Below are 23,016 nucleotides of genomic sequence, written 5' to 3'. Positions count from 1 at the left end.
TCAGCTGAACAGCGACTTGAGGTCGACGTCGGCCTTCTCTTGCTCGCTGAACTGCAGCAGCTCGGCCTCCTTGAAGGCGAACATCCGCGCCAGGATCACGTCGGGGAACTGCTCGATGCGCACGTTGTTCAGGTTGACCGCCTCGTTGTACAGCTCGCGGCGGTCGGCGATGGCGTTCTCCAGCCCGGAGATGCGCTGCTGCAGGTGCTGGAAGCTGTCGTTGGCCTTCAGGTCCGGATAGTTCTCGGCCAGGGCGAAAAGCTGACCGAGACCGGCACGCAGGCTGCTCTCGGCCTTGCCCAGGGCACCCACGTCCTGCTGCTCGCGGGCACTGGCCACGGCGCTGCGGGCGGCGATCACCCGTTCCAGGGTGGTGCGCTCGTGCTGCATGTACTGCTTGCAGGTCTCCACCAGCTTGGGCAGCTCGTCGTGGCGCTGCTTGAGCAGCACGTCGATGTTCGACCAGGCCTTGGTCACGCCGTGCTTGAGGCGCACCAGTCCGTTGTAGAGCACCACCGCCCAGGCGGCGAGAAGAAACAGCACGACGATGACGGCGACGACGGTGAGGCTCATGGACAACGCTCCTTGTGAATTGCTGGCATTCTAGCGACAGCATGCCGCACGTCCACAAGCCGACGAACGGAAAACGGCTTTGCATTTAATGAAAATCTTTCGCATCATTGACCGGTTTTCACGCCCAACACTAAGAAGCAAAGGACTCCGCCATGACTCGTATGCCCCTGGCTACCGCCAGCCTGTTGGCCCTCGCCATTTCCCTCGCCGGCTGCGGCGACGACAAGAAAGAAGCCGCCGCGCCGCAGGCCACCGCACCTGCCGCCGTCACCAGCGAAGCCACTCCGGCATCCGCCGCCAAGGTCGACGAAGCCGCCGCCAAAGCCGTGGTCAGCCACTACGCCGACCTCGCCTTCGCCGTGTTCAGCGATGCCGCCAGCACCGGCAAGCAGCTGCAGAGCGCCATCGACGCCCTGCTGGCCAGCCCCAACGAAGACACCCTGAAAGCCGCCAAGCAGGCCTGGCTGGCCGCTCGCGTTCCCTACATGCAGACCGAAGCGTTCCGCTTCGGCAACGCCGTGGTCGACGACTGGGAAGGCCAGCTGAACGCCTGGCCGCTGGACGAGGGTCTGATCGACTACGTCGCCAAGGACTACCAGCATGCCCTGGGCAACCCGGGCGCCAGCGCCAACATCGTCGCCAACACCACCATCCAGGTCGGTGAAGACAAGGTCGACGTCACCGAGATCACCAGCGAGAAACTGGCCGAGCTGAACGAACTGGGCGGTTCCGAAGCCAACGTCGCCACCGGCTACCACGCCATCGAATTCCTGCTCTGGGGCCAGGATCTGAACGGCACCAACCCGGGCGCCGGTGCCCGCCCGGCCACCGACTTCGTGGTCGGCGAAGGCGCCACCGGTGGCAACAACGAGCGCCGTCGCGCTTACATCAAGGCCGCCGCCGACCTGCTGGTCGCGGACCTGGACGAAATGGTCGGCCAGTGGAAAGCCGGCGTCGCCGACAACTACCGCGCCAAGCTGGAGGCCGAGCCGGCCGAGAGCGGCCTGCGCAAGATGCTGTTCGGCATGGGTAGCCTTTCCCTTGGCGAACTGGCCGGCGAGCGCATGAAGGTCGCCCTGGAAGCCAATTCCACCGAAGACGAGCACGACTGCTTCAGCGACAACACCCACAACTCGCACTTCTATAACGGCAAGGGCATCCGCAACATCTACCTGGGCGAGTACAAGAAGGTCGACGGCACCACCCTGACCGGCCCGAGCCTGTCCTCGCTGGTCGCCAAGGCCGACGCCCAGGCCGACAGCACCCTGAAGGCCGACCTGGAAGCCACCGAAGCCAAGCTGCAGGTGCTGGTCGACAGCGCCGAGAAGGACAACGTGCACTTCGACCAGCTGATCGCCGCCGACAACGCCGAAGGCCAGCAGAAGGTGCGTGACGCCATTGCCGCCCTGGTCAAGCAGACCGCCGCCATCGAGAAGGCCTCGGCCGTTCTGGGCGTCAGCGATCTGAACCCGGACACCGCCGATCACCAGTTCTGATATCCACAGAGCTGTCCCGAACGGATGCGCCCACAAGGCGCATCCGTTTTTTTATGGCCTGCCGTTCCGGCTGCTGCGCCTCGGCGGCCTCCAGGCGACGCCGAAGTTCATACCCGCGACAATCTGGCCCGGACACAAACGCTAATTCCTCTTATTTGAGATCCATTAGCCTGCTAAGATTGCCCGCCTGATTAGCAGTTCAGGTCCCCCCGATGCCCTCCCCCCTTCGCCTCTGTCTTCTCCCGCTCGCGCTCGCACTGACGGCTTGCGAACGCGAGCCGGCCCCGGCTGAACCGGGCGAGGCACTCTCGGGCGGCGCCACCAGCGTGCGCCAGAGCGACCAGAACGCCTTCTCTCTGCCCTCCGCCAACTTGGCCCCCTCGCGGCGCCTGGACTTCGCGGTCGGCAACAGTTTCTTCCGTAACCCCTGGGTCATCGCGCCGACCACTACCACGGCGCGCGACGGTCTGGGTCCGCTGTTCAACACCAACGCCTGCCAGAACTGCCACGTCAAGGACGGTCGCGGCCACCCACCGGCGCCCGACGCCCTCAGCGCCGCTTCTATGCTGGTGCGTCTGTCGGTGCCGGGCGACGATTCGCCGGCCCATGCCGAGCTGCGCCAGCGCCTGGGCGTGGTGCCGGAGCCGGTGTACGGCGGTCAGCTGCAGGACATGAGCAACCCCGGCTTCGCCCCCGAAGGCAAGGTGCGGGTCGAATATGAACAGCATGAGGTCACCCTGGCCGACGGCAGCGTGATCGAGCTGCGCAAGCCGCGCCTGGTGATCAGCAAGCTGGGCTACGGCAAGATGCAGCCGGACACCCTGTTCTCCGCCCGTATCGCCCCGCCGATGATCGGCCTGGGCCTGCTGGAGGCGATTCCCGAGGCGGCGATTCTCGCCGGCGAAGACCCGGACGACCGTGATGGCGATGGCATCCGCGGTGTTGCCAACCGGGTCTGGGACGACGCCCGTGGCGAGACGATTGTAGGCCGCTTCGGCTGGAAGGCCGGCCAGCCCAGCCTCAACCAGCAGAACGCACATGCCTTCTCCGGCGATCTGGGCCTGACCACCAGCCTGCTGCCCCGTGACGACTGCACCGCCACGCAGCGCGACTGCCTCGCCGCGCCCCACGGCGGCGAGCCGGAAGTCAGCGACAACATTCTCGCCACCGTGCTGTTCTACACCCGCAACCTGGCGGTGCCGCAACGGCGCGACGTCGACGCGCTGGAAGTACGCCGCGGCAAGCAGCTGTTCATGGACGCCGGCTGCAACCAGTGCCACACGCCAATGTTCGTCACCGCCGCCGATGCCGCCGAGCCCGAACTGGCCAACCAGACCATTCGCCCCTATACCGATATGCTGCTGCACGACATGGGCGAAGGCCTGGCCGATGGCCGCCCCGAATTCAGGGCCAGCGGCAGCCAATGGCGCACTCCGCCACTGTGGGGCATCGGCCTCACCGAGGCGGTGACCGGCCACACCCAGTTCCTTCACGACGGCCGCGCCCGCAACCTGCTGGAAGCCATCCTCTGGCACGGCGGCGAGGCGGAAAGCGCCAAACAGGCCGTCGTCGATCTCGATGCCAGCGAGCGCGGTGCGCTGCTGGCTTTCCTCAACTCCCTGTAAAGGAGCCCGGTATGATCCGCTCGCCCCTCGCCCTCGTCCTGCTCGCCATGGGCCTCGCCGCATGTACCCCGCAGGACCCGCAGCAGCGCACCAGCGCCGCCCTGGCCGATGGCGTGCTGCTGCCGGCGTACAAGGCCTGGCACGAGTCCAGCCAGCAGTTGGCCGAAAGCTCCAAGGCCTTCTGCGCCGGCAGCCAGGACCTGGGCGCCGCGCAGCAGGCGTTCCTCACCGACGTCGCCAGCTGGGCCGCGCTGCAGCCGCTGCAGGTCGGCCCCCTGGCCGAAGGCAATCGCGCCTGGCAGGTGCAGTTCTGGCCGGACAAGAAGAACCTGGTACAGCGTCAGGTCGAAAACCTGCTGAAGAAGAAGCCGCAGCTGAGCCAGGCCGATGTGGAGAAGGCCAGCGTAGTGGTGCAGGGCCTGACCGCCTACGAGTACATCCTGTTCGACGCCGGCATCGACCTCTCCGACGCGACCCAGAAGAGCCGCTACTGCCCGCTGCTGACGGCCATCGGCGAACACCAGCAGCGCCTGTCCGCCGAGGTGCTCGGCCAGTGGCAGGCCGAAGACGGCATGACCGCGCAGCTCAAGGAATTCCCCAACACCCGCTACGCCGAAGCCCCCGAAGCGGTGGCCGAGCTGCTGCGTGCCCAGGTCAACGCCATCGACGGGCTGAAGAAGAAGCTCGGAGCCGCCCTGGGCCGCCAGAGCAAGGGCCAGCCGCAGCCCTACCAGGCCGAGTTCTGGCGCAGCAACGCCAGCCTGGCCAGCCTCGCCGCCAGCCTGGCCAGCGCCGAACGCCTGTGGCTCGGCGCCAACGAAGATGGCGTCCGCTCGCTGCTAAACGACGGGCAAAAGGAGCTGGCCGGGCGCATCGATCAGCAGTACGCAGTCACCCGCCAACAACTGGCAACCCTGCAACGACCGCTCGGTGAACTGCTCGCCGACGAGACCGGCCGCGCCGAATTGACCGCCTTCTACGACAACCTCAACCTGGTGCATCGCCTGCAAGGCGGCGAGCTGGCCAAGGTGCTCGGCATTCAGCTGGGCTTCAACGCACACGATGGTGACTGAATGAAGCGCAGAGCCTTTCTCGGTCTGAGCGGCTTGGCCCTTGCCGCAGGAGCCTTCGGCGGCTGGAAGCTGATCGACCACGGCCCGCAACCGCTGCTGCTGTCGGCCCGCGATGATGCCGATGGCCACCACTACGCCGTCGGCTACCGCCTGGACGGCAGCAAGGCGTTCGCCACCCGCGTCGCCGAGCGCTGCCACGACGTGGTGCCGCATCCCACCCTGCCGCTGGCCGTGTTCGTCGGCCGCCGGCCGAGCCGCGAGAGCTATCTGGTCGATACCCGTGACGGTCGCCTGCTGCAGACCCTGGCCTCGCCGGCCGACCGGCACTTCTACGGCCACGGCGTGTTCCATCAGGACGGCGAGTGGTTCTACAGCACGGAGAACGACACCCGTGACGCCGGCCGCGGCGTGCTCGGCGTCTATCGCCTGCAGGGCGAGCGCCTGCAGCGCGTGGCCGAAAACAGCACCCACGGCATCGGCCCGCACCAGTTGCTGTGGATGCCGGGTGGCGAGGAGCTGGTGGTGGCCAACGGCGGCATCCGCACCGAGGCCGACAGCCGGGTGATGATGAATCTCGACGCCATGGAACCCAGCCTGGTGCTGATGCGCCGCGACGGCACGCTGATCAGCAAGGAGCAGCTGCCGCAGCAGATGAACAGCGTGCGCCACCTCGCCGTGGCGGCCGACGGCACCGTCGTCTCGGGCCAGCAGTACGAGGGCGACCCGCAGGACGCCGTGCCGCTGCTGGCGATCAAGCGCCCCGGCCAGCCGTTCCAGCCCTTCCCCCTGGGCGAGGCGCAGCGCATGGCGATGCACCAGTACACCGCCAGCCTGGCGATCCACGACGAGCTGCGCCTGCTCGGCCTGACGGCGCCGCGCGGCAATCGCTTCTTCATCTGGGACCTGGACAGCGCCGCGCTGCTGCTGGACGCACCGTTGCCGGACTGCGCCGGCGTCGGCGCGGTAGCCGACGGCTTCGTGGTCACCTCCGGCCAGGGCCGCTGCCGCCTGTACGACTGCCGCGGCGAGAAGATCGCCGTGCGCCCGCTGGAGCTGCCAGCCGGGCTGTGGGACAACCACCTGCGCCTGGCCTGACCAGCGGCACGCCCCGGCCTGCGCCGCGCAGGCCGCGGCCATTCCCTCGGCTGCCGAATGGCAGCTAAAGGCCAGCATCGCGCGGCCGACCTATACTGACGACACGCACCCGCGCCGCCTCCCCGGTGGCCGGTGTCGCCGGCGTTTCATGTCCGGATGATAGGGATATCTGCACTGCCGGCGCCTGCCCGCGCCGCCTGCACACCACCCTAAGAGGTTCTCTCGCAAATGCCCCTGCAAAAATCCCTGCGCGCGCAGATTCTCGCGCTGCTCGGCGGCAGCCTGGCGCTGATCCTGGTCACCGCCCTCGCCTGCTTCAGCTTTCTCTCCAGCGGCATGCAGGCTTACCGCGGCCTGCTCGACGGCCCGCTGCACGCCGCCCGCCTGATCGACTCGGCCAACGTCGAATTCAAGATCCAGGTACAGGAGTGGAAGAACGTCCTGCTACGCGGCCAGGACAGCGAAAACCTTGCCAGGTACTGGAGTCAGTTCGAGGCCCAGGAACGCAAGGTGCAGGACATCCTCGGCGAGCTTTCGCAGGAGGCTGGGGATGACGCCAGCCTGAAAAGCCAGGTAGACCGCCTGCGCAGTGAACATCAAACCCTGGGGACGAACTACCGCAAGGGCCGCGATGCCTTCGTCGCCGCCGGTGGCGATGCCCAGGCCGGCGACGCCGCGGTCAAGGGCATCGACCGCGCCGCCAGCGAACAGATGACCGCCCTGGTGGATCACCTGCGCGAGCAGAGCATCGAGCAGGCCGAGCGGATCAACGCCAACGCCGATCGCACCATCATGCTGGGCACTCTCGTCATGCTCGGTGCCAGCGTGGTGATCGCCCTGTTCAGCCTGTGGCTGGTCAACCGCCACCTGATCATCCCGATCCGTCATCTGATCACTCACGTCGACCAGCTCAGCCGCGGCAACTTCGGCCAGCGCGTCGAAACCAGCCGCCACGACGAGCTGGGCTTGCTGGCCATCGCCTCCAACACCCTGCGCGACTTCCTGGCCAGCACCACCGAGAGCCTGCGCCTGAGCAGCGGCAACCTCGACACCGCCAGCGGCGAGTTGAATCAGATCGCCTCGCGCATGACCTTGGGCATCAACGAGCAGTTCGAGCGCACCGACCAGGTCGCCACCGCCATGCACGAGATGTCCGCCACCGCCCAGGAAGTGGCGCGCCACGCCGCCGAGGCCGCGCATGCCGCCGACGATGCCGACAGCTCGGCGCGCCAGGGCGGTCGGGTGATGGAGTCGACCATCCAGACCATTACCGGCATGCGTGGCGAGATCGCCAGCACCGCCGAGGTGATCCGCCGCCTCGAGGCCGACAGCGCGCGTATCGGCAAGGTGCTGGAGGTGATCCGCGGTATCGCCGAGCAGACCAACCTGCTGGCGCTCAACGCCGCCATCGAGGCGGCACGGGCCGGCGAGCAGGGCCGTGGCTTCGCCGTGGTCGCCGACGAGGTGCGCACCCTGGCCCAGCGCACCGCCGAGTCCACCGCCGAGATCCACCAGATCATCGACACCGTGCAGACCGGCGCGCTCAACGCCGTGCGCGCCATCGAGAGCGGGCAGAGCCGCAGCGAGGAAGGCGTGACCCAGGTGACCGAGGCCGGCGCCATGCTCGAGCGCATCACCGGCGCGGTGGAGGCCATCCGCGACATGAACCGGCAGATCGCCACCGCCGCCGAGGAGCAGACCTCGGTGGCCGAGGACATCTCGCGCAACCTCACCGAGATCACCGCCATCGCCAGCTCCAACCAGGAGAATGTCGAACGCACCCAGGCCGCCAGCCAGGCCCTGCACGGGCTCTCCGGCGAGCTGAGCCAGGTGACCCGACGACTGAGCGCCTGACCCTCTCCTGATCGGCACAGGGAGGTGCCGATTTTGCCGCCTTCTGTGCGGTTTTCGAGACAGAGCGTTGCGCCATAATGCCGGCGCAAAGTCCGGCAACCACCGGCTTTTGACTTGGGAATCGAGTGGCACTAAGGTGCTCGCTTCGCCTCTCCAGGCCCTCTCTCTGCCTTGCCAAGGATTCGGATTATGTTGCTTCGCCGCATGCTCATCATGCTGGGCGTCGTGCTCGCCGTGGTGCTCGCCCTCGCCGCCTATAAAGGCTTCTCCATCTACCAGCAGATCCAGATGTTCTCGGCGCCGCAGCCGGCCATCAGCGTGTCCGCCGCGGTCGCGGAGAAGAAGCCGTGGCAGAGCCGCCTGCCGGCCATCGGCACGCTCAAGGCCTACCAGGGCGTGGACCTGACCGCCGAGGTGCAGGGCACGGTCAAGGACGTGCTGTTCCAGTCCGGCGAGAAGGTCACCCTCGGCCAGCCGCTGCTGCAGCTGGACAGCGAAGTGGAGCGCGCCATCCTCACCACCGCCGAGGCCGTACGCGCCCTCGCCCGGGTCGAGTACCAGCGCGGCCAGAACCTGATCAAGCGCCAGGCGATCTCCAAGAGCGAGTTCGACCGCCTCAACGCCGAGGTGCTCAAGGCCGAGGCCAGCGTCACCCAGCTCAAGGCCGAGCTGGACAAGAAGCGCATCCTCGCGCCCTTCGCCGGCACCATCGGCATTCGCCAAGTGGACACCGGCGACTACCTGAGCCCCGGTACCTCCTTCGCCACCCTGCAGGACCTGTCCCGCCTGTACGTCGACTTCTTCCTGCCCGAGCAGGATTACCCGCAGCTGGCCATCGGCCAACGGGTGCGCATCAGCGTCGCGGCGTACCCGGGCGAGGTCTTCGAGGGCGAGATCAACGCGCTCAACCCCAAGGTCGAAGAAACCACGCGCAACGTGCAGGTCCGCGCCATGCTGCCCAACCCCGACAGCAAGCTGCTGCCGGGCATGTTCGCCAACCTCGAGGTGTTGCTGCCGGGCGAGCAATCGCAAGTGGTGGTGCCGGAAACCGCCATCACCTACACCCTCTACGGCAACTCGGTGTACGTGATCGGCGAGAAGAAGGACGACAAGGGCGAGGTCGTGAAGGACGACAAGGGCCAGGCCCAGCTGGTGGTGGAGCGCCGCTTCGTCGAGACCGGCGAGCGCCGCGCGGGCCAGGTGCTGATCCTCAAGGGCCTCGAGGCCGGCGAGCGCGTGGTCACCTCCGGCCAGCTCAAGCTCGACAACGGCGCCCACGTGGCCATCGTCGACGATCCGTCGCTGACCCAGGACAAACAAGCCAGCGCCGGGCAGTAAGCCCGACGCCAAGGAATCCGCTATGGCTTTCACAGATCCGTTCATCCGGCGCCCGGTCCTCGCGACCGTGGTCAGCCTGCTGATCATCCTGCTGGGCTTCCAGGCCTTCAGCAAACTGGTGATCCGTCAGTACCCGCAGATGGAAAACGCGCTGATCACGGTGACCACCGCCTATCCCGGCGCCAACGCCGAGACCATCCAGGGCTACATCACCCAGCCGCTGCAGCAGAGTCTGGCCAGCGCCGAAGGCATCGACTACATGACCTCGGCCAGCCAGCAGAACCTGTCGATCATCTCGATCTACGCGCGCATCGGTGCCGACACCGACCGGCTGTTCACCGAGCTGCTGGCCAAAGCCAACGAGGTGAAGAACCAGCTGCCGCAGGATGCCGAGGACCCGGTGCTGTCCAAGGAGGCGGCCGACGCGTCGGCGCTGATGTACGTCAGCTTCTACAGTGACGAGCTGTCCAACCCGCAAATCACCGACTACCTGTCGCGCGTCATCCAGCCCAAGCTGGCTACCCTGCCCGGCATGGCCGAGGCCGAGATCCTCGGCAACCAGGTGTTCGCCATGCGCCTGTGGCTGGATCCGGTGAAAATGGCCGCCTACGGCATCACCGCGGTGGACGTGACCAACGCCGTGCAGCGCTACAACTTCCTGGCCGCCGCCGGCGAGGTGAAGGGCGAGTACGTGGTCACCAGCATCAACGCCACCACCGACCTCAAGTCGGCCGAGGCCTTCGGCGCCATTCCGGTGAAGACCGACGGCGACAGCCGCGTGCTGGTGCGCGACATCGCCCGCGTGGAGATGGGTGCGGAAAACTACGACTCGATCAGCTCGTTCGACGGCATTCCCTCCGTCTACATCGCCATCAAGGGCACGCCCAGCGCCAACCCGCTGGACGTGATCAAGCATGTGCGCGAGGCGCTGCCGGAGATCGAGTCCCAGCTGCCGCCGAACCTCAAGGTGTCCATCGCCTACGACGCCACCGAGTTCATCCGCGCCTCCATCGAGGAGGTGGTGAAGACCCTGGGCGAGGCGGTGCTGATCGTCATCGTGGTGGTCTTCCTGTTCCTCGGCGCGTTCCGTTCGGTACTGATCCCGGTGATCACCATCCCGCTGTCGATGATCGGCGTGCTGTTCTTCATGCAGCTGATGGGCTACTCGATCAACCTACTGACGCTGCTGGCGATGGTCCTGGCCATCGGCCTGGTGGTGGACGACGCCATCGTCGTGGTGGAGAACATCCACCGCCATATAGAAGAGGGCAAGACGCCGTTCGACGCGGCGCTGGAGGGCGCCCGCGAGATCGCCGTGCCGGTGATCTCCATGACCATCACCCTGGCCGCGGTGTACGCCCCCATCGGCTTCCTCGAGGGCCTGACCGGCGCGCTGTTCAAGGAGTTCGCCCTGACCCTGGCCGGCGCGGTGATCATCTCCGGCATCGTCGCCCTGACCCTGTCGCCGATGATGTGCTCGCGCCTGCTGCGTCACGAGGAGAATCCTTCGGGCCTGGCGCATAAGCTCGACCAGATCTTCGACCGCCTCAAGCGTCGCTACCAGAAGGCCCTGCACGGCACGCTCAACACCCGCCCGGTGGTGATCGTGTTCGGTGTGATCGTGCTGTGCCTGATTCCGGTGCTGCTGATGTTCAGCAAGAACGAGCTGGCGCCGGAGGAGGATCAGGGCATCGTGTTCCTGTTCGCCAACGCGCCGCAGCCGACCAACCTGGACTACATGAACGCCTACACCGACCAGTTCGTGAAGATCTTCAAGGAGTTCCCCGAGTACTACTCGTCCTTCCAGATCAACGGCTTCGACGGCGTGCAGTCGGGCATCGGCGGCTTCCTGCTCAAGCCCTGGGGCGAGCGCGAGCGGACCCAGATGGAGCTGCTGCCGATCGTCCAGAGCCGCCTCAACGACATCCCCGGCCTGCAGATCTTCGGCTTCAACCTGCCGTCGCTGCCAGGCACCGGCGAGGGCCTGCCGTTCCAGTTCGTGGTCAACACGCCGAACGACTACGAGTCGCTGCTGCAGGTGACCGAGCGCATCAAGCAGCGCGCCATGGAGTCCGGCAAATTCGCCTTCCTCAACGTCGATCTGGCCTTCGACAAGCCCGAGGTAGTGGTCGACATCGACCGCGCCAAGGCCGCGCAGATGGGCGTGTCGATGCAGGACCTGGGCGCGACCCTGGCCATCTTGCTCGGCGAGGGTGAGGTCAACCGCTTCACCATCGACGGCCGCAGCTACAAGGTGATCGCCCAGGTCGAACGGCCCTACCGCGACAACCCGAGCTGGCTGAGCAGCTACTACGTGAAGAGCGAGAGCGGCGAGATGGTGCCGCTGGGCACGCTGATCAAGGTCAGCGACCGCGCACGGCCGACCAAGCTCAAGCAGTTCCAGCAGCTCAACGCGGCGATGATCGAGGGCGTGCCCATCGTCAGCATGGGCGAGGCAGTGGAGACCGTGGCGCAGATCGCCCGCGAAGAAGCCCCGCGCGGTTACACCTTCGACTATGCCGGCGCCTCGCGTCAGTACATTCAGGAAGGCAGCGCACTGTACGTCACCTTCGGCCTGGCGATGGCGATCATCTTTCTGGTGCTGGCCGCACAGTTCGAGAGCTTCCGCGACCCGCTGGTGATCCTGGTCACCGTGCCGCTGTCGATCTGCGGCGCGCTGATCCCGATCTTCCTCGGCTTCTCCAGCATGAACATCTACACCCAGGTGGGCCTGGTGACGCTGATCGGCCTGATCAGCAAGCACGGCATCCTGATCGTCGAGTTCGCCAACCAGCTGCGCCGCGACAAGGGCCTGTCGGTGCGCGAGGCGATCGAGGAAGCCGCGTCGATCCGCCTGCGCCCGGTGCTGATGACCACCGCGGCGATGGTGTTCGGCATGGTGCCGCTGATTCTCGCCACCGGCGCCGGCGCGGTGAGCCGCTTCGACATCGGCCTGGTGATCGCCACCGGCATGTCGATCGGCACCCTCTTCACCCTGTTCGTGCTGCCCTGCGTCTATACGCTGCTGGCGCGCCCGGACAAGGCGCCCGCGGCGGCCGGCGCACCGGCGCACTGACCGACGGCGAAAACGAAAAAGCCCCGCTCGTGCGGGGCTTTTTTCATGGCGAGCCTGGCGACTACTGCTCGGCCTTCATCGCATGGGACAGGCCGAAGATCAGCAGCAACAGGTTATCGCCGTCCGGCTCCACCGCGCCGATATCGACGTGGCGACTGGAGACTTCCGGGCATGCCGTGCAGGTGCTCGCATCTATCACCCGGGGCGCGGGCTCGTGCCAGGCGGCTGCCGCCAGGGCCGTCACGCTCATGGCGCCGACGAGGAACAGGCCTCTCGCAATGTCTAATTTCATCTGGTTACCCCTGTGATGCGCTGCCAAGCGCCTGACAAAAACTAGTCCAGACCGTTCCGTGGCAACGCCTAAACCGACGAGCGGTTATCCAAGCCCCGCGAGCCGTCCCTCGACTCGCGATCGCATCGCGGCAGGATCGCATGCGATTGTTGCAAACGTGCGTACGCCGCGCCGGGCCCGAGACCTTACGTTCACGCGTCGCCAAACGACAGGCGATTCGGACGTGTGGCGGGGCATCCGTCGCCTCAGGGCCGTTCATGCAGGCCCACTTGGAAACGGCAGCCACGCGGCTCGGCGTCGGACAACTCGACGCTCCAGCCCTGGCTCTCGCAGATCCGCTGCACCAGCGACAGGCCCAGGCCGAGCCCCTCCCCACGCGCCGATCCCCCACGCACGAAGGGCTGGAACATCGCCTCGCGCTCGGCGGCAGGTATGCCCACGCCGCTGTCGTCGACCCGAAAACCTTGCGGTAGCAGGCTGAGGTTAATGCCGCCCTGATCCGTGTAATGCCAGGCGTTGCGCAGCAGGTTGCCCATAACCGAACGCAGCAAAGGCGCGTTGTAAAGCTGCTCACCGGCCTCCTGCGGCCGGTATTCGAAGCTCAGTCCCTTGGCCTCGATGATCGGCCGCCACTGTTCGACCAAGTCATCGGCCACCTCGCGCAGGGTCGCACGCGGCGCCCCGCCCTCGTCCTGCCGTGCCCGGGCCAGCTGCAGGAAGGTCTGCACCAGGCCGCGCATCTCCTCGCTCGCGTTGGCGATGCGCCGCACCTGCTTCTTGCCGCGTTCGTCCAGGCTCGGACTGTCCAGCAGCAGCTCGCAGGAACTGGCCAGCACCATCAGCGGCGTACGCAGCTCGTGGCTGACGTCGCTGGTGAACAGCCGCTCGCGCATCAGCGCGCGGCGCAACAGGCCCAGGGTGGTGTCGAAGGACTCGGCAAGCTGGCCCACCTCGTCGCCGGCATAGTCACGCGCCAGCTGCGGCGCCTCGTCGAGCAACTGGTCCGGATGACGCACCTGGCGCGACAGGCGCACCACCGGCTCGATCACCTTGCGCGCCAGCAGCCAGCCGAGTACGCCGGACAGCGCCAGGCTGATCAGGAAGCCGACCAGCACTACGGCGAACAGCAACTGCTCGCGCTCCTCGAAGCCGCTCTGGTCCTGCAGCAGTACGTAGCGGCGACCGTCCACCAGTTCCATGAAGCCGTGATACGACACCTCGTTACGGAACACCTCGTGAAAACCTGGCGACAGATCCTTCAGGTCCGCCGGCAGGGCGAAGTCCTCGCGCCCGCCGGTGAAGTAGAACAGCTGGCCCGGCTCTGGGCGGTGCCGCCAGTCGTCCATGCTCTCCATCTTCAGCAGGCGCCCGAGGTCGCCGCCCAGCTCGCTGGAGATCAACCGCTCCTCGACCTGGTGCACCGTCTCGACGATGCCGACGGCGAAGGTGCCGCCGACCAGCGCCGTCATCAGCACGAAGGCGATGACGATGCGCCGCGACAGGCTCTGCTTAAACTCCATCGCTGGGCTCCGCCAGCCGGTAGCCGACGCCGTGGACGGTCTGCAGCAGATGCTGCTCGAACGGCTTGTCGATCACCTGGCGCAGCTGGTGCACATGGCTGCGCAGGCTGTCGCTGTCCGGGCTGTCATCGCCCCACAGCGCCTCCTCCAGCACCTCACGGCGTACCACGTGCGGGCTCTTCTGCATCAGCAGGGCGAGCAGCTTGAGGCCCACCGGATTGAGCCTGAGCGGCTTGTCGCCGCGGAAGATCTCCAGGGTGTCGAGGTCGTAGCGCAGATCGCCGACCTGCAGCTGGCGCTTGCCGCCACCCAGGCTGCGGCGCAGCACCGCCTCGATGCGCGCGGCCAGCTCGGAGAGGGCGAAGGGCTTGACCAGATAATCGTCGGCGCCGGCCTGGAAGCCCTGCAGACGATCGCCCAGCTGGTCGCGGGCGGTGAGCATGATCACCGGAGTGTCGCGCCGCGCCTCTTCGCGCAGGCGCTTGCACAGGGTGTAGCCGTCGATGCCCGGCAGCATGATGTCCAGCACCAGCAGGTCGTAATGCTCGCTGCTGGCCAGGCGCAGGCCGGAGAGCCCGTCCTGGGCGCAGTCGACCGTGTAGCCCTTGATCTGCAGGTAGTCGGCCATGTTGGCCAGGATGTCGCGATTGTCCTCGACCAGGAGGATGCGCATGAAAAATCACCTCGTTCCGCACTGCCGGCAAAGATACCGCGGAACAGGCCCGCGGCCGCCGGCTTTGACGGATTTTTCATGCGCAAAAAAAAGCCCCGCACGAGGCGGGGCTTTCTGTACAGCTCGGGAGCCGGTCGGCTTACATCATGCCGCCCATGCCACCCATGCCGCCCATGTCCGGCATGGCCGGAGCCGGCTTGTCTTCGACGATGTCGGCGACCATGGCTTCGGTGGTAATCATCAGACCGCCGATGGAGGCCGCAGCCTGCAGGGCGGAACGGGTGACCTTGGCCGGGTCCAGGATGCCCATCTCGATCATGTCGCCGTAGACGTCGGTAGCGGCGTTGAAACCGAAGTTGCCGGTACCGTTCTTCACCTTGTCGACTACCACGCTCGGCTCGCCGCCGGCGTTGGCGACGATCTGACGCAGCGGAGCCTCGACGGCGCGACGCAGCAGGGCGATACCGACGTTCTGGTCTTCGTTGTCGCCCTTCAGGCCTTCGATGGCCTGCAGCGCGCGCACCAGGGCTACGCCGCCGCCAGGCACCACGCCTTCTTCGACGGCTGCGCGGGTGGCGTGCAGGGCGTCTTCGACACGGGCCTTCTTCTCTTTCATCTCGACTTCGGTGGCAGCGCCGACCTTGATCACGGCAACACCGCCGGCCAGCTTGGCCAGACGCTCTTGCAGCTTCTCTTTGTCGTAGTCGGAAGAGGTCTCTTCGACCTGCTTGCGGATCTGCGCCACGCGGGCTTCGATGTCGGCCTGAGCGCCGGCACCGTCGATGATGGTGGTGTTTTCCTTGTTCAGCACGACACGCTTGGCGTTACCCAGGTGCTCCAGGGTGGCGCCTTCCAGCGACAGGCCGACTTCCTCGGAAATCACGGTACCGCCGGTGAGGATGGCGATGTCCTGCAGCATGGCCTTGCGGCGGTCGCCGAAGCCCGGAGCTTTGACGGCGGCCACTTTGACGATGCCGCGCATGTTGTTGACCACCAGGGTGGCCAGGGCTTCGCCTTCCACGTCTTCGGCAACGATCAGCAGCGGGCGACCGGCCTTGGCGACGGATTCCAGCACCGGCAGCAGTTCGCGGATGTTGGAGATCTTCTTGTCCACCAGCAGCAGCAGCGGGCCTTCCAGCTCGGCGACCATGGTGTCCGGCTTGTTGATGAAGTACGGGGACAGGTAGCCGCGGTCGAACTGCATGCCTTCCACGACGGACAGCTCGTTCTCCAGGCCCGAACCTTCCTCGACGGTGATCACGCCTTCTTTACCGACCTTTTCCATGGCCTCGGCAATGATGTCGCCGATGGAGTTGTCGGAGTTGGCGGAGATGGTGCCGACCTGGGCGATGGCCTTGGTGTCGGCGCACGGCTTGGACAGTTCCTTCAGCTGGGCAACGATGGCCGCGGTGGCCTTGTCGATGCCGCGCTTGAGGTCCATCGGGTTCATGCCGGCGGCGACCGACTTCAGGCCTTCGTTGACGATGGCCTGGGCCAGAACGGTGGCGGTGGTGGTGCCGTCACCGGCAGCGTCGTTGGCCTTGGAGGCAACGTCTTTCACCAGCTGGGCGCCCATGTTCTCGAACTTGCACTTCAGCTCGATTTCCTTGGCAACGGACACGCCGTCCTTGGTGATCAGGGGAGCGCCGAAGCTGCGGTCCAGGACCACGTTGCGGCCTTTCGGGCCGAGGGTAGCCTTGACGGCGTCGGCCAGGACGTTGACGCCAACCAGCATCTTCTTGCGAGCGGAATCGCCGAATTTGACTTCTTTAGCAGCCATTTTGCTTGTTCCTCAATTCTGTACGTTTGGACGGAGATGCGTCGGATCAGGCTTCGATGACGGCGAGGATTTCGTGCTCGCCCATCACCAGCAGGTCTTCGCCGTCGACCTTGACGGTGTTGCTGCCGCTGTACGGGCCGAACACCACCTTGTCACCGACCTTCACGGCCAGCGCGCGGACTTCGCCGTTGTCCAGAACCTTGCCGGTACCGACGGCGACGACTTCACCCTGGTTCGGCTTCTCGGCGGCCGAGCCCGGCAGCACGATGCCACCGGCGGTCTTGGTCTCTTCTTCGCTGCGACGGATGACGACGCGGTCATGCAGAGGACGAAGCTTCATTGTCGATCTCTCCTGTTAGTTGTTTTCACTAGCCGGCGACTGCGCCGGCGGGTTAGGCAAAACCGGCTTGGGGCCGGGCGCGCCTCGCCTTGTGGCAAGACGCGGAAGTCTGTTCTGCCGCGACAGCGACAGAAACCTTGCGGTGATCGCTAGATAGGGTCGCTCGAGGGCATTTCAAGGGCGGGCCGCGAAATTTTTTGTTTCCAGCGGCGACTCGAGCCGTCCTTATCACCGCCGCGCCAACCTGGGATATCGACGCGCAGGTGATCGACGCCGGATCAGTCGCGGCGCTGGTACTCGCCTTCGATCACGTGCGGGTGAGTCTGGCCCGAGCGGGCCTGGGCGTCGTCGAAGAAGGCGCGCTGGCGCAGGGCCTGCTCCTGGGCACGGCGCTGCAGGCGGCCGATCATCAGGCGACGGGTGAAGGGGATCAGACAGAACAGGCCGAACACGTCGCTGATGAAGCCGGGCAGCAGCAACAGGCCGCCGCCGACGGCGATCAGCAGGCCCTCGAACATCTCCTGCTCGGGCATCTCGCCACGGGCCAGCCTCTCGCGGGCGCGCCAGGCGGTGGCCACGCCGGCCACACGCAGCAGGACGCTGCCGAGCACCGCGGTGCCGATCACCAGCAGCAGCGTCGGCAGCACGCCGATGGCGCTGCCGACCTGGATCAGCACGGCCAGCTCGATGACGGGGAACAGCAGGAACAGAAAAAGAAACGCGCGCATTGCTAGGGTCCTTGAGGAAGAACGGCTTCCGGTAGGTAGGAAGTATGGGGCCGGCCGCTTAATTCAAGCTGACGCTTGCCCGACGGTAGGCCACACCTCGGCGCGAGCCAGCTGTACCAGGGCTTGGCGCACGGCGCCGGGGTTGTTACAGGATATTGGAAAGGCCAGCCAGTACAGGGCCTTGCCGATACGCAGGTGGAAGCCTTCGGCGTCGATGCCGGCCATCCGCGCCGGCTCGTGGTCCGGTAGGCCAGCCAGCTGCACGTAGCGGGCAATCGCCGCGGCATGATCGTCGTTCATGTGCTCGACCATGCCGCGCTCGGCGTCGCCGGCATGCGGGTTGGCCAGGCCGACGTCGCTCAGCCAGTGGATGGAGCCGAAGCCGCCGATGAAACGCCAGCGCACGGGCTCGAGCACCCAGAAGTCGAAGTCGTGAGCGCTGTGGTAGTCGCGCGAATCGGGGAAATAGCGGTAGTAGCGCTCGGCCGCGGCCTCGATGGCGGCCGCCTCGCCCAACTGCCGTGCTTCGGCCAGCAGGGTCAGGCGCCCCGTAGCCTGGACGTCTTCGGCGCCGCGCTCGCCGACCAGCAGCGAGCACCTGGCGTCCTTCTGCAGGTTGTGGGTGTGCTGGGCGATGCGGCTGATGAGGATCAGCGGCCGGCCCTGGTCGTCCAGGCAGTAAGGCACCACCGATCCGAAAGGAAAGCCCGGCATGCTCTTGGAGTGCGTGGAAAGCACCCCGCGGTATTCCTTGAGCAGCAATTCTCGGGCATTCTTTTCCGCCGTCATGCTCAATTTATGACTCCTCGCTAAGAATTCGTCGAAAACCAAACGGACAGGCGCCCGAATTAACCGAGCGCCAGCGAGGCCATCTGCCAGACCTTCGAGGAGTAGTGTTATGGAACTCAAAGACAAAGTCATCATCATCACCGGCGGCTGCCAGGGCCTGGGCCGCGCCATGGGCGAATACCTGGCGGCCAAGGGCGCCAAGCTGGCGCTGGTCGACCTGAACCAAGAGAAACTGGACGACGCCGTGGCCGCCTGCAAGGCCGCCGGTGGCGACGCCCGCGCCTACCTGTGCAACGTGGCCAACGAAGAGCAGGTGACCCACATGGTCGCCCAGGTGGCCGAGGACTTCGGCGCCATCAACGGCCTGGTCAACAACGCCGGCATCCTGCGCGACGGCCTGACCATCAAGGTCAAGGACGGCGAGATGACCAAGATGAGCCTGGCCCAGTGGCAGTCGGTGATCGACGTCAACCTGACCGGCGTGTTCCTCTGCACCCGCGAAGTCGCGGCGAAGATGATCGAGCTGAAGAACCAGGGCGCCATCGTCAACATTTCCTCCATCTCCCGCGCCGGCAACATGGGCCAGGCCAACTACTCCGCGGCCAAGGCCGGCGTCGCCGCCGACACCGTCGTGTGGGCCAAGGAACTGGCGCGCTACGGCATCCGCGTGGCGGGCGTCGCGCCCGGCTTCATCGAGACCGAGATGACCGGCAGCATGAAGCCGGAAGCCCTGGAGAAGATGACCGCCGGCATCCCGCTGCGCCGCATGGGCAAGCCGACCGAGATCGCTCACTCCGTGGCCTACATCATGGAGAACGACTACTACACCGGGCGTATCCTGGAACTCGACGGCGGCCTGCGCCTGTAAGACCGTTTCGACTTGCTGCGCGGCGGCCGGGCTGCGTTGAAACTGGGTTCGGGCTGCTCATTTACAGCTCGTAAACTCCGCGCCCTCACCCAGTTTCGCCTTGCCCGGCTCTAGCTCGCAGAGTCGAGCCTTGGCATCGCAAACAAAAAGCCCCGCAATGCGGGGCTTTTTGTTGTGTGCCGGCCCTGCATGAGCGAGCAGCCCTATTTCTTGCGCAGCTTGGCGCAGTGATCCTCGGGCACATTGGCGGCGGTGTACCAGACATAGTCGGCGCTGCCGGCGGCCGGCTCCTTGCCCACTTCGGCGAGGATCAGCACGGCATTGCCCTCGCCCGCGCCAAGGTCGGTCAGGTGCAGCGGCACGCCAAGATCCTTGCGTACGTGGAAGGCCCCGGCCAGCAGCATCGCCGGTTGTGGCGCGGCGGCCAGGCGTTCGGCCATGCGCCGGTCGCGTTGCTGCTGCACGGCGAGCATCGCGAGAATCTGGCTGTCCGGCAGCAGGCCGCAGTGGGAGTCGCGGATGTCTTCCTGCAATTTCTCCTGCACCGCCGGCGCGGTGGAAGCCGAGCCTGGCAGGGCCGGGCGCGCCTGGTAGATCTGCATGATCTCGGCGCGGTCCAGGTTGGCCGACAGCAACGGATAGGGTTGGCGCAGTTCGTATCGCACCAGCGCGCCGTACAGGCCCCAGTCCCAGCCCGGCTGCCAGGCCAGCGCGGCAAAGGTATCGGCGGGCGGCTGGCCGGCGCGGGTCTGCGCCTGTACCTGCTCGACCTTGGCCTGCTGGCTGGGCGTGATCATCTCCATCAGCACGCTGCCCTGCGGGCGGCGCGCCGACAGTTCGCGCGACAGCCACAGCTGCAAGGCATGGTGATCGGGATTGTCATGCTGCTCGCCGACCAGCACGCGCGGCGCCCTGGCCAGGCGTTCGACCAGTTGCGCCGGGCTGATGCGCTCGCCGCTGGCCAGGTCGACGATCTGGCCCAGTTTGGCATGCTCGCGGCCCTCGGGCGCGATGGACGCGGGGGGCGGCAACACGCCGCGAGACTGGCAGGCGGCCAGCAGGGACAGACAGCAGAGCAGCAGGATTCGCATGCGATTTCCTTGTGGATGAGTTCCCTCTTACATTTACGGGAGAGGGCTAGGGAGAGGGCCTTCAATCCTGCCCTCTCCCCCGGCCCCTCTCCCACTCGTGGGAGAGGGGAGTTCGTTCAGCGCGCGACTATCAACGGATGGCCGCGCTCCGGGTGGCGCTGGATCAATACGTCGAGGCCGAAGACCGCGCGCAGCGGTTCGGCCTGCAGCACCTCGTCGGGGCTGCCGAAGGCATGCGGGCGGCCACCTTGCAGCAGCAGGATGCGATCGCAGTAACGGGCGGCCAGGTTGAGGTCATGCAGGATCACCAGCACCGCCGCGCCCTGGCTGGCGAAGTCGCGCACGGCTTGCAGGGTGGTGTGCTGGTGCAGCGGGTCGAGGGCCGAGGTCGGCTCGTCGAGCAGCAGTACCTGCCCTTCCCCGCCCGGCCATAGCTGCGCCAGCACCCGTGCCAGGTGCACGCGCTGGCGCTCGCCACCGGACAGGGCCAAGTAGCTGCGCCCACGCAGGTGCTCGGCATCCGCCGCGCGCAACGCCGCGTCGACAATCTCGGCGTCGCGCACGCGACCGGTATCGTGCGGCAGACGCCCCATGGCAACCACCTCGGCCACCGGGAAGGCGAAGCTCAGGGTCGAGCTCTGCGGCAGCACCGCCAGACGCCGCGCCCGTTCCTGGCCGGACCACTGGCCGAGCGCCCGCTCATCCAGCGTCACACTGCCGGCATCAGTTTCCAGCTCGCCGCACAGGGCGCCGAGCAGTGTGCTCTTGCCGGCGCCGTTGGGGCCGAGCACGCCGAGTACCTCGCCGGGTTGCAGGGCCAGGTCGACGCCTTCCAGCACGGTGGCGCCACCCCGGCGCACACTCAAGTCTTGCGCGCGCAACATCAGGCCCGCCCCCGCACCAGCAGATAAAGGAAGAACGGCGCGCCGATCAGCGCCGTGACGATGCCGATCGGCAACTCCGCCGGCGCCAGCACCAGGCGCGCGACCAGATCGGCCAGCAGCAGCAGGCTGGCACCGGCCAGCAGCGAGGCCGGCAGCAGCACGCGATGATCGGGGCCGACCAGCAGCCGCATCAGGTGCGGCACCACCAGGCCGATGAAGCCGATCAGGCCGGCAGCCGCCACGGCGGCGCCGACACCGAGGGCGGTGCACAGCACCAGCTCCAGCTTGATCCGCTCGACGTTGAAGCCCAAGTGGCGCGCCTCCGACTCGCCGAGCAGCAGCGCATTGAGCGCCGAGGCCCGGCGCGGCAGCCAGATGGCCACGCCGAGGGTCACCAGCAGCAGCGGCCACAGCCGCGGATAACTGGCGCCGTTGAGGCTGCCGAGGTTCCAGAAGGTCAGGCTGCGCAGAGTGGCGTCGTCGGCCAGGTAGGTGAACAGGCCGACGCCGGCACCGGACATGGCGGTCAGCGCCACACCGGCGAGCAGCATGGTAGCCACGTTGGTCTGCCCGTCACGGCGGCCGAAGCGATAGACCACGGCGGTCACGATCAGGCCACCGGAGAAGGCGCAGATCGATAGCAGGTAGGGCGCCAGTGCCGGCGGCAGGCCGCCGATCATGCTGCCGCCGACGATGGCGATGGCCGCGCCCAGCGCCGCGCCGCCGGCGACACCGACCAGGCCGGGGTCCGCCAGCGGGTTGCGGAACAGGCCCTGCATGGCCACGCCGGACAGCGCCAGCACGATGCCCACACACAGCCCCAGCAGGCTGCGCGGCAGGCGGATCTGGCCGAGGATCAGCTCGGCCTGCTGCAGTCCCTCACCATCGATGGGCAGGCCCATCAGGCGCAGGGCGGCCAGCAGGGTGTCGCCCAGCGGCAGGCTCACCGGGCCGAGGGCCAGCGACAGCCAGAATGCGAGCAGCAGCAGAACGCCCATTGCCAACAGCAATGGGCGGGGTCGAAAAACAGGATTCATCGGTCGAGTTTGGCCGTCAGTGCTTGCTCGGAAGGATAAAAGGCCGCCGACAGCTCGGCCAGTCCCTCGGGCAGACGCGGGCCGAGGCCGCCGACCAGCAGGGTCGGATCAAGAGTCAGCAGGCGGCCGTCACGCGCGGCGCTGGTCTGCTGCAGGACCGGGTTCTGCTGCAGCAGTGCCTTACGCGCCTCCTCGCCGTGCAGGCTGCGGTCGGCGAAGATCACCACCTGCGGGTCCATGGCCAGCAGCGCCTCGTTGGAGATCGGTTTGTAGCCGCTGTGCTCGGTGCGGCTCTCGCCACCGGCATGCTCGATCAGCCACACCGCCAGGCTGTCCTTGCCCGCCGCCATGACGTTGCTGCCGGCGTGACCGAGCAGCATCAGCACGCGCGGCGCCTGCTGCTTCTCGCGCACCCGGGCGACCCAGTCGGCCTGACGCTGCAGGCGCTGGCGATAGGCGGCCATCTCCTCGCGAGCCCGCTCGGGCGCGCCGAGCAGCTCGCCCAGGCGCAGCACGTTGCGCTCCAGGGTTTCCAGGTCGGGCTTGGCCGACAGGGTCTCGATGCGGATGCCGGCGGCCTTGATCTGCGCGATCACCGGCGGCGGGCCCATTTCCTCGCTGCCGATCAGGATGTCCGGGCGCAGCGACAGCACACCTTCGGCGGACAAAGCGCGCTGGTAACCGATGCTCGGCAGCTGGCGCAGGGTCTGCGGGTGCAGGCTGGTGGTGTCGACGCCGACCAGCTTGCCTTCACCACCCAGACGCACCACCCACTCGCTCAGGGAGCCGCCGGAGCTGACCCAGCGTTGCGGCAGATCGGCGGCCGCGGCGGCATGGCTGAACAGCAGGCTGCCACATAGCAACAGATACTTGGACAGGCGCAT

General features: G+C 66.9%; 20 protein-coding genes. 8 read left to right on the top strand and 12 right to left on the bottom strand.

Features of this window, described 5'->3' with window-relative positions:
* Positions 1-573, bottom strand: coding sequence for a LemA family protein (locus NF616_RS08865; protein WP_252272861.1), 573 nt, complete (start codon positions 571-573; stop codon positions 1-3).
* A gap of 152 nt (positions 574-725) precedes the next feature.
* Here NF616_RS08865 and NF616_RS08860 point away from each other — a divergent pair, with 152 nt between their 5' ends.
* From NF616_RS08860 to NF616_RS08830, 7 genes are all read left to right on the top strand, one after another.
* Positions 726-2,069: an imelysin family protein gene (locus tag NF616_RS08860; protein WP_252272860.1), complete on the top strand. Its 1,344-nt coding sequence runs from the start codon at positions 726-728 to the stop codon at positions 2,067-2,069.
* 212 nt (positions 2,070-2,281) lie between these two features.
* Positions 2,282-3,694 (top strand): di-heme oxidoreductase family protein, encoded by a 1,413-nt coding sequence (locus NF616_RS08855; protein ID WP_252272859.1) that lies wholly within the window; start codon positions 2,282-2,284, stop codon positions 3,692-3,694.
* An 11-nt stretch (positions 3,695-3,705) separates the two neighbouring features.
* Complete coding sequence (locus NF616_RS08850; protein WP_252272858.1) at positions 3,706-4,767, top strand: imelysin family protein; 1,062 nt, start codon at positions 3,706-3,708, stop codon at positions 4,765-4,767.
* Entirely contained in the window at positions 4,768-5,862 is a 1,095-nt protein-coding gene (locus NF616_RS08845; protein ID WP_252272857.1) for a DUF1513 domain-containing protein, read from the top strand.
* A 228-nt stretch (positions 5,863-6,090) separates the two neighbouring features.
* Positions 6,091-7,716: a methyl-accepting chemotaxis protein gene (locus NF616_RS08840; protein ID WP_252272856.1), complete on the top strand. Its 1,626-nt coding sequence runs from the start codon at positions 6,091-6,093 to the stop codon at positions 7,714-7,716.
* 189 nt (positions 7,717-7,905) lie between these two features.
* Complete coding sequence (locus NF616_RS08835; RefSeq protein WP_252272855.1) at positions 7,906-9,054, top strand: efflux RND transporter periplasmic adaptor subunit; 1,149 nt, start codon at positions 7,906-7,908, stop codon at positions 9,052-9,054.
* Positions 9,055-9,076: 22 nt separating this feature from the next.
* Positions 9,077-12,130 carry a multidrug efflux RND transporter permease subunit gene (locus tag NF616_RS08830; RefSeq protein ID WP_252272854.1) on the top strand — a complete coding sequence of 1,018 codons (3,054 nt, stop codon included), beginning with the start codon at positions 9,077-9,079 and terminating at the stop codon, positions 12,128-12,130.
* A gap of 61 nt (positions 12,131-12,191) precedes the next feature.
* On the opposite strand, the gene NF616_RS08825 is transcribed toward NF616_RS08830, so the two are convergent.
* The 7 genes from NF616_RS08825 to NF616_RS08795 all read right to left on the bottom strand — a co-directional run bounded on the left by NF616_RS08825 (position 12,192) and on the right by NF616_RS08795 (position 18,258).
* A complete protein-coding gene (locus NF616_RS08825) occupies positions 12,192-12,422 on the bottom strand; it encodes a hypothetical protein (RefSeq protein ID WP_252272853.1) in 231 nt (76 codons plus the stop codon).
* A 245-nt stretch (positions 12,423-12,667) separates the two neighbouring features.
* On the bottom strand, positions 12,668-13,942 hold the full coding sequence (locus NF616_RS08820; RefSeq protein WP_252272852.1) for a sensor histidine kinase: 1,275 nt from the start codon (positions 13,940-13,942) through the stop codon (positions 12,668-12,670).
* A complete protein-coding gene (locus NF616_RS08815; RefSeq protein WP_252272851.1) occupies positions 13,932-14,615 on the bottom strand; it encodes a response regulator transcription factor in 684 nt (227 codons plus the stop codon). The genes NF616_RS08820 and NF616_RS08815 overlap by 11 nt, the downstream gene beginning before the upstream one ends.
* 139 nt (positions 14,616-14,754) lie before the next feature.
* Positions 14,755-16,395, bottom strand: a complete 1,641-nt coding sequence (groL, locus tag NF616_RS08810; RefSeq protein ID WP_252272850.1) for a chaperonin GroEL — start codon at positions 16,393-16,395, stop codon at positions 14,755-14,757.
* 46 nt (positions 16,396-16,441) lie between these two features.
* Positions 16,442-16,735 carry a co-chaperone GroES gene (locus tag NF616_RS08805; RefSeq protein WP_252272849.1) on the bottom strand — a complete coding sequence of 98 codons (294 nt, stop codon included), beginning with the start codon at positions 16,733-16,735 and terminating at the stop codon, positions 16,442-16,444.
* A gap of 278 nt (positions 16,736-17,013) precedes the next feature.
* The gene (locus NF616_RS08800; protein WP_252272848.1) at positions 17,014-17,463 is read right to left on the bottom strand and encodes an FxsA family protein; all 450 of its coding nucleotides are present in this window, start codon (positions 17,461-17,463) and stop codon (positions 17,014-17,016) included.
* A 63-nt stretch (positions 17,464-17,526) separates the two neighbouring features.
* Positions 17,527-18,258, bottom strand: coding sequence for a HugZ family pyridoxamine 5'-phosphate oxidase (locus tag NF616_RS08795; protein ID WP_252272847.1), 732 nt, complete (start codon positions 18,256-18,258; stop codon positions 17,527-17,529).
* A 103-nt stretch (positions 18,259-18,361) separates the two neighbouring features.
* On the opposite strand from NF616_RS08795, the gene NF616_RS08790 reads away from it, so the two are divergent.
* Positions 18,362-19,120: an SDR family oxidoreductase gene (locus NF616_RS08790; protein WP_252272846.1), complete on the top strand. Its 759-nt coding sequence runs from the start codon at positions 18,362-18,364 to the stop codon at positions 19,118-19,120.
* Positions 19,121-19,323: 203 nt separating this feature from the next.
* Here the strand turns inward: NF616_RS08790 and NF616_RS08785 are convergent, their stop codons facing one another.
* The 4 genes from NF616_RS08785 to NF616_RS08770 form a co-directional block, all read right to left on the bottom strand.
* Complete coding sequence (locus NF616_RS08785; RefSeq protein ID WP_252272845.1) at positions 19,324-20,211, bottom strand: ChaN family lipoprotein; 888 nt, start codon at positions 20,209-20,211, stop codon at positions 19,324-19,326.
* A gap of 116 nt (positions 20,212-20,327) precedes the next feature.
* Entirely contained in the window at positions 20,328-21,095 is a 768-nt protein-coding gene (locus tag NF616_RS08780; RefSeq protein ID WP_252272844.1) for a heme ABC transporter ATP-binding protein, read from the bottom strand.
* The gene (locus tag NF616_RS08775) at positions 21,095-22,078 is read right to left on the bottom strand and encodes a FecCD family ABC transporter permease (protein WP_177326855.1); all 984 of its coding nucleotides are present in this window, start codon (positions 22,076-22,078) and stop codon (positions 21,095-21,097) included. Before NF616_RS08775 ends, NF616_RS08780 begins: the two co-directional genes overlap by 1 nt.
* Positions 22,079-22,128: 50 nt before the next feature.
* Complete coding sequence (locus NF616_RS08770) at positions 22,129-23,016, bottom strand: heme/hemin ABC transporter substrate-binding protein (RefSeq protein WP_252272843.1); 888 nt, start codon at positions 23,014-23,016, stop codon at positions 22,129-22,131.

Origin of the sequence: Pseudomonas subflava (genome assembly GCF_023823685.1) — a bacterium.
GTDB classification, from domain to species: Bacteria; Pseudomonadota; Gammaproteobacteria; order Pseudomonadales; family Pseudomonadaceae; genus Aquipseudomonas; species Aquipseudomonas subflava.
This window is presented reverse-complemented; position numbering and strand designations above follow the sequence as displayed.

Bases quoted from the DNA above. Each gene is read 5' to 3' on its own strand.
- NF616_RS08865 (WP_252272861.1), bottom strand. From the start codon at position 573: ATGAGCCTCACCGTCGTCGCCGTCATCGTCGTGCTGTTTCTTCTCGCC.
- NF616_RS08860 (WP_252272860.1), top strand. From the start codon at position 726: ATGACTCGTATGCCCCTGGCTACCGCCAGCCTGTTGGCCCTCGCCATT.
- NF616_RS08855 (WP_252272859.1), top strand. From the start codon at position 2,282: ATGCCCTCCCCCCTTCGCCTCTGTCTTCTCCCGCTCGCGCTCGCACTG.
- NF616_RS08850 (WP_252272858.1), top strand. From the start codon at position 3,706: ATGATCCGCTCGCCCCTCGCCCTCGTCCTGCTCGCCATGGGCCTCGCC.
- NF616_RS08845 (WP_252272857.1), top strand. From the start codon at position 4,768: ATGAAGCGCAGAGCCTTTCTCGGTCTGAGCGGCTTGGCCCTTGCCGCA.
- NF616_RS08840 (WP_252272856.1), top strand. From the start codon at position 6,091: ATGCCCCTGCAAAAATCCCTGCGCGCGCAGATTCTCGCGCTGCTCGGC.
- NF616_RS08835 (WP_252272855.1), top strand. From the start codon at position 7,906: ATGTTGCTTCGCCGCATGCTCATCATGCTGGGCGTCGTGCTCGCCGTG.
- NF616_RS08830 (WP_252272854.1), top strand. From the start codon at position 9,077: ATGGCTTTCACAGATCCGTTCATCCGGCGCCCGGTCCTCGCGACCGTG.
- NF616_RS08825 (WP_252272853.1), bottom strand. From the start codon at position 12,422: ATGAAATTAGACATTGCGAGAGGCCTGTTCCTCGTCGGCGCCATGAGC.
- NF616_RS08820 (WP_252272852.1), bottom strand. From the start codon at position 13,942: ATGGAGTTTAAGCAGAGCCTGTCGCGGCGCATCGTCATCGCCTTCGTG.
- NF616_RS08815 (WP_252272851.1), bottom strand. From the start codon at position 14,615: ATGCGCATCCTCCTGGTCGAGGACAATCGCGACATCCTGGCCAACATG.
- groL (WP_252272850.1), bottom strand. From the start codon at position 16,395: ATGGCTGCTAAAGAAGTCAAATTCGGCGATTCCGCTCGCAAGAAGATG.
- NF616_RS08805 (WP_252272849.1), bottom strand. From the start codon at position 16,735: ATGAAGCTTCGTCCTCTGCATGACCGCGTCGTCATCCGTCGCAGCGAA.
- NF616_RS08800 (WP_252272848.1), bottom strand. From the start codon at position 17,463: ATGCGCGCGTTTCTTTTTCTGTTCCTGCTGTTCCCCGTCATCGAGCTG.
- NF616_RS08790 (WP_252272846.1), top strand. From the start codon at position 18,362: ATGGAACTCAAAGACAAAGTCATCATCATCACCGGCGGCTGCCAGGGC.
- NF616_RS08785 (WP_252272845.1), bottom strand. From the start codon at position 20,211: ATGCGAATCCTGCTGCTCTGCTGTCTGTCCCTGCTGGCCGCCTGCCAG.
- NF616_RS08780 (WP_252272844.1), bottom strand. From the start codon at position 21,095: ATGTTGCGCGCGCAAGACTTGAGTGTGCGCCGGGGTGGCGCCACCGTG.
- NF616_RS08770 (WP_252272843.1), bottom strand. From the start codon at position 23,016: ATGCGCCTGTCCAAGTATCTGTTGCTATGTGGCAGCCTGCTGTTCAGC.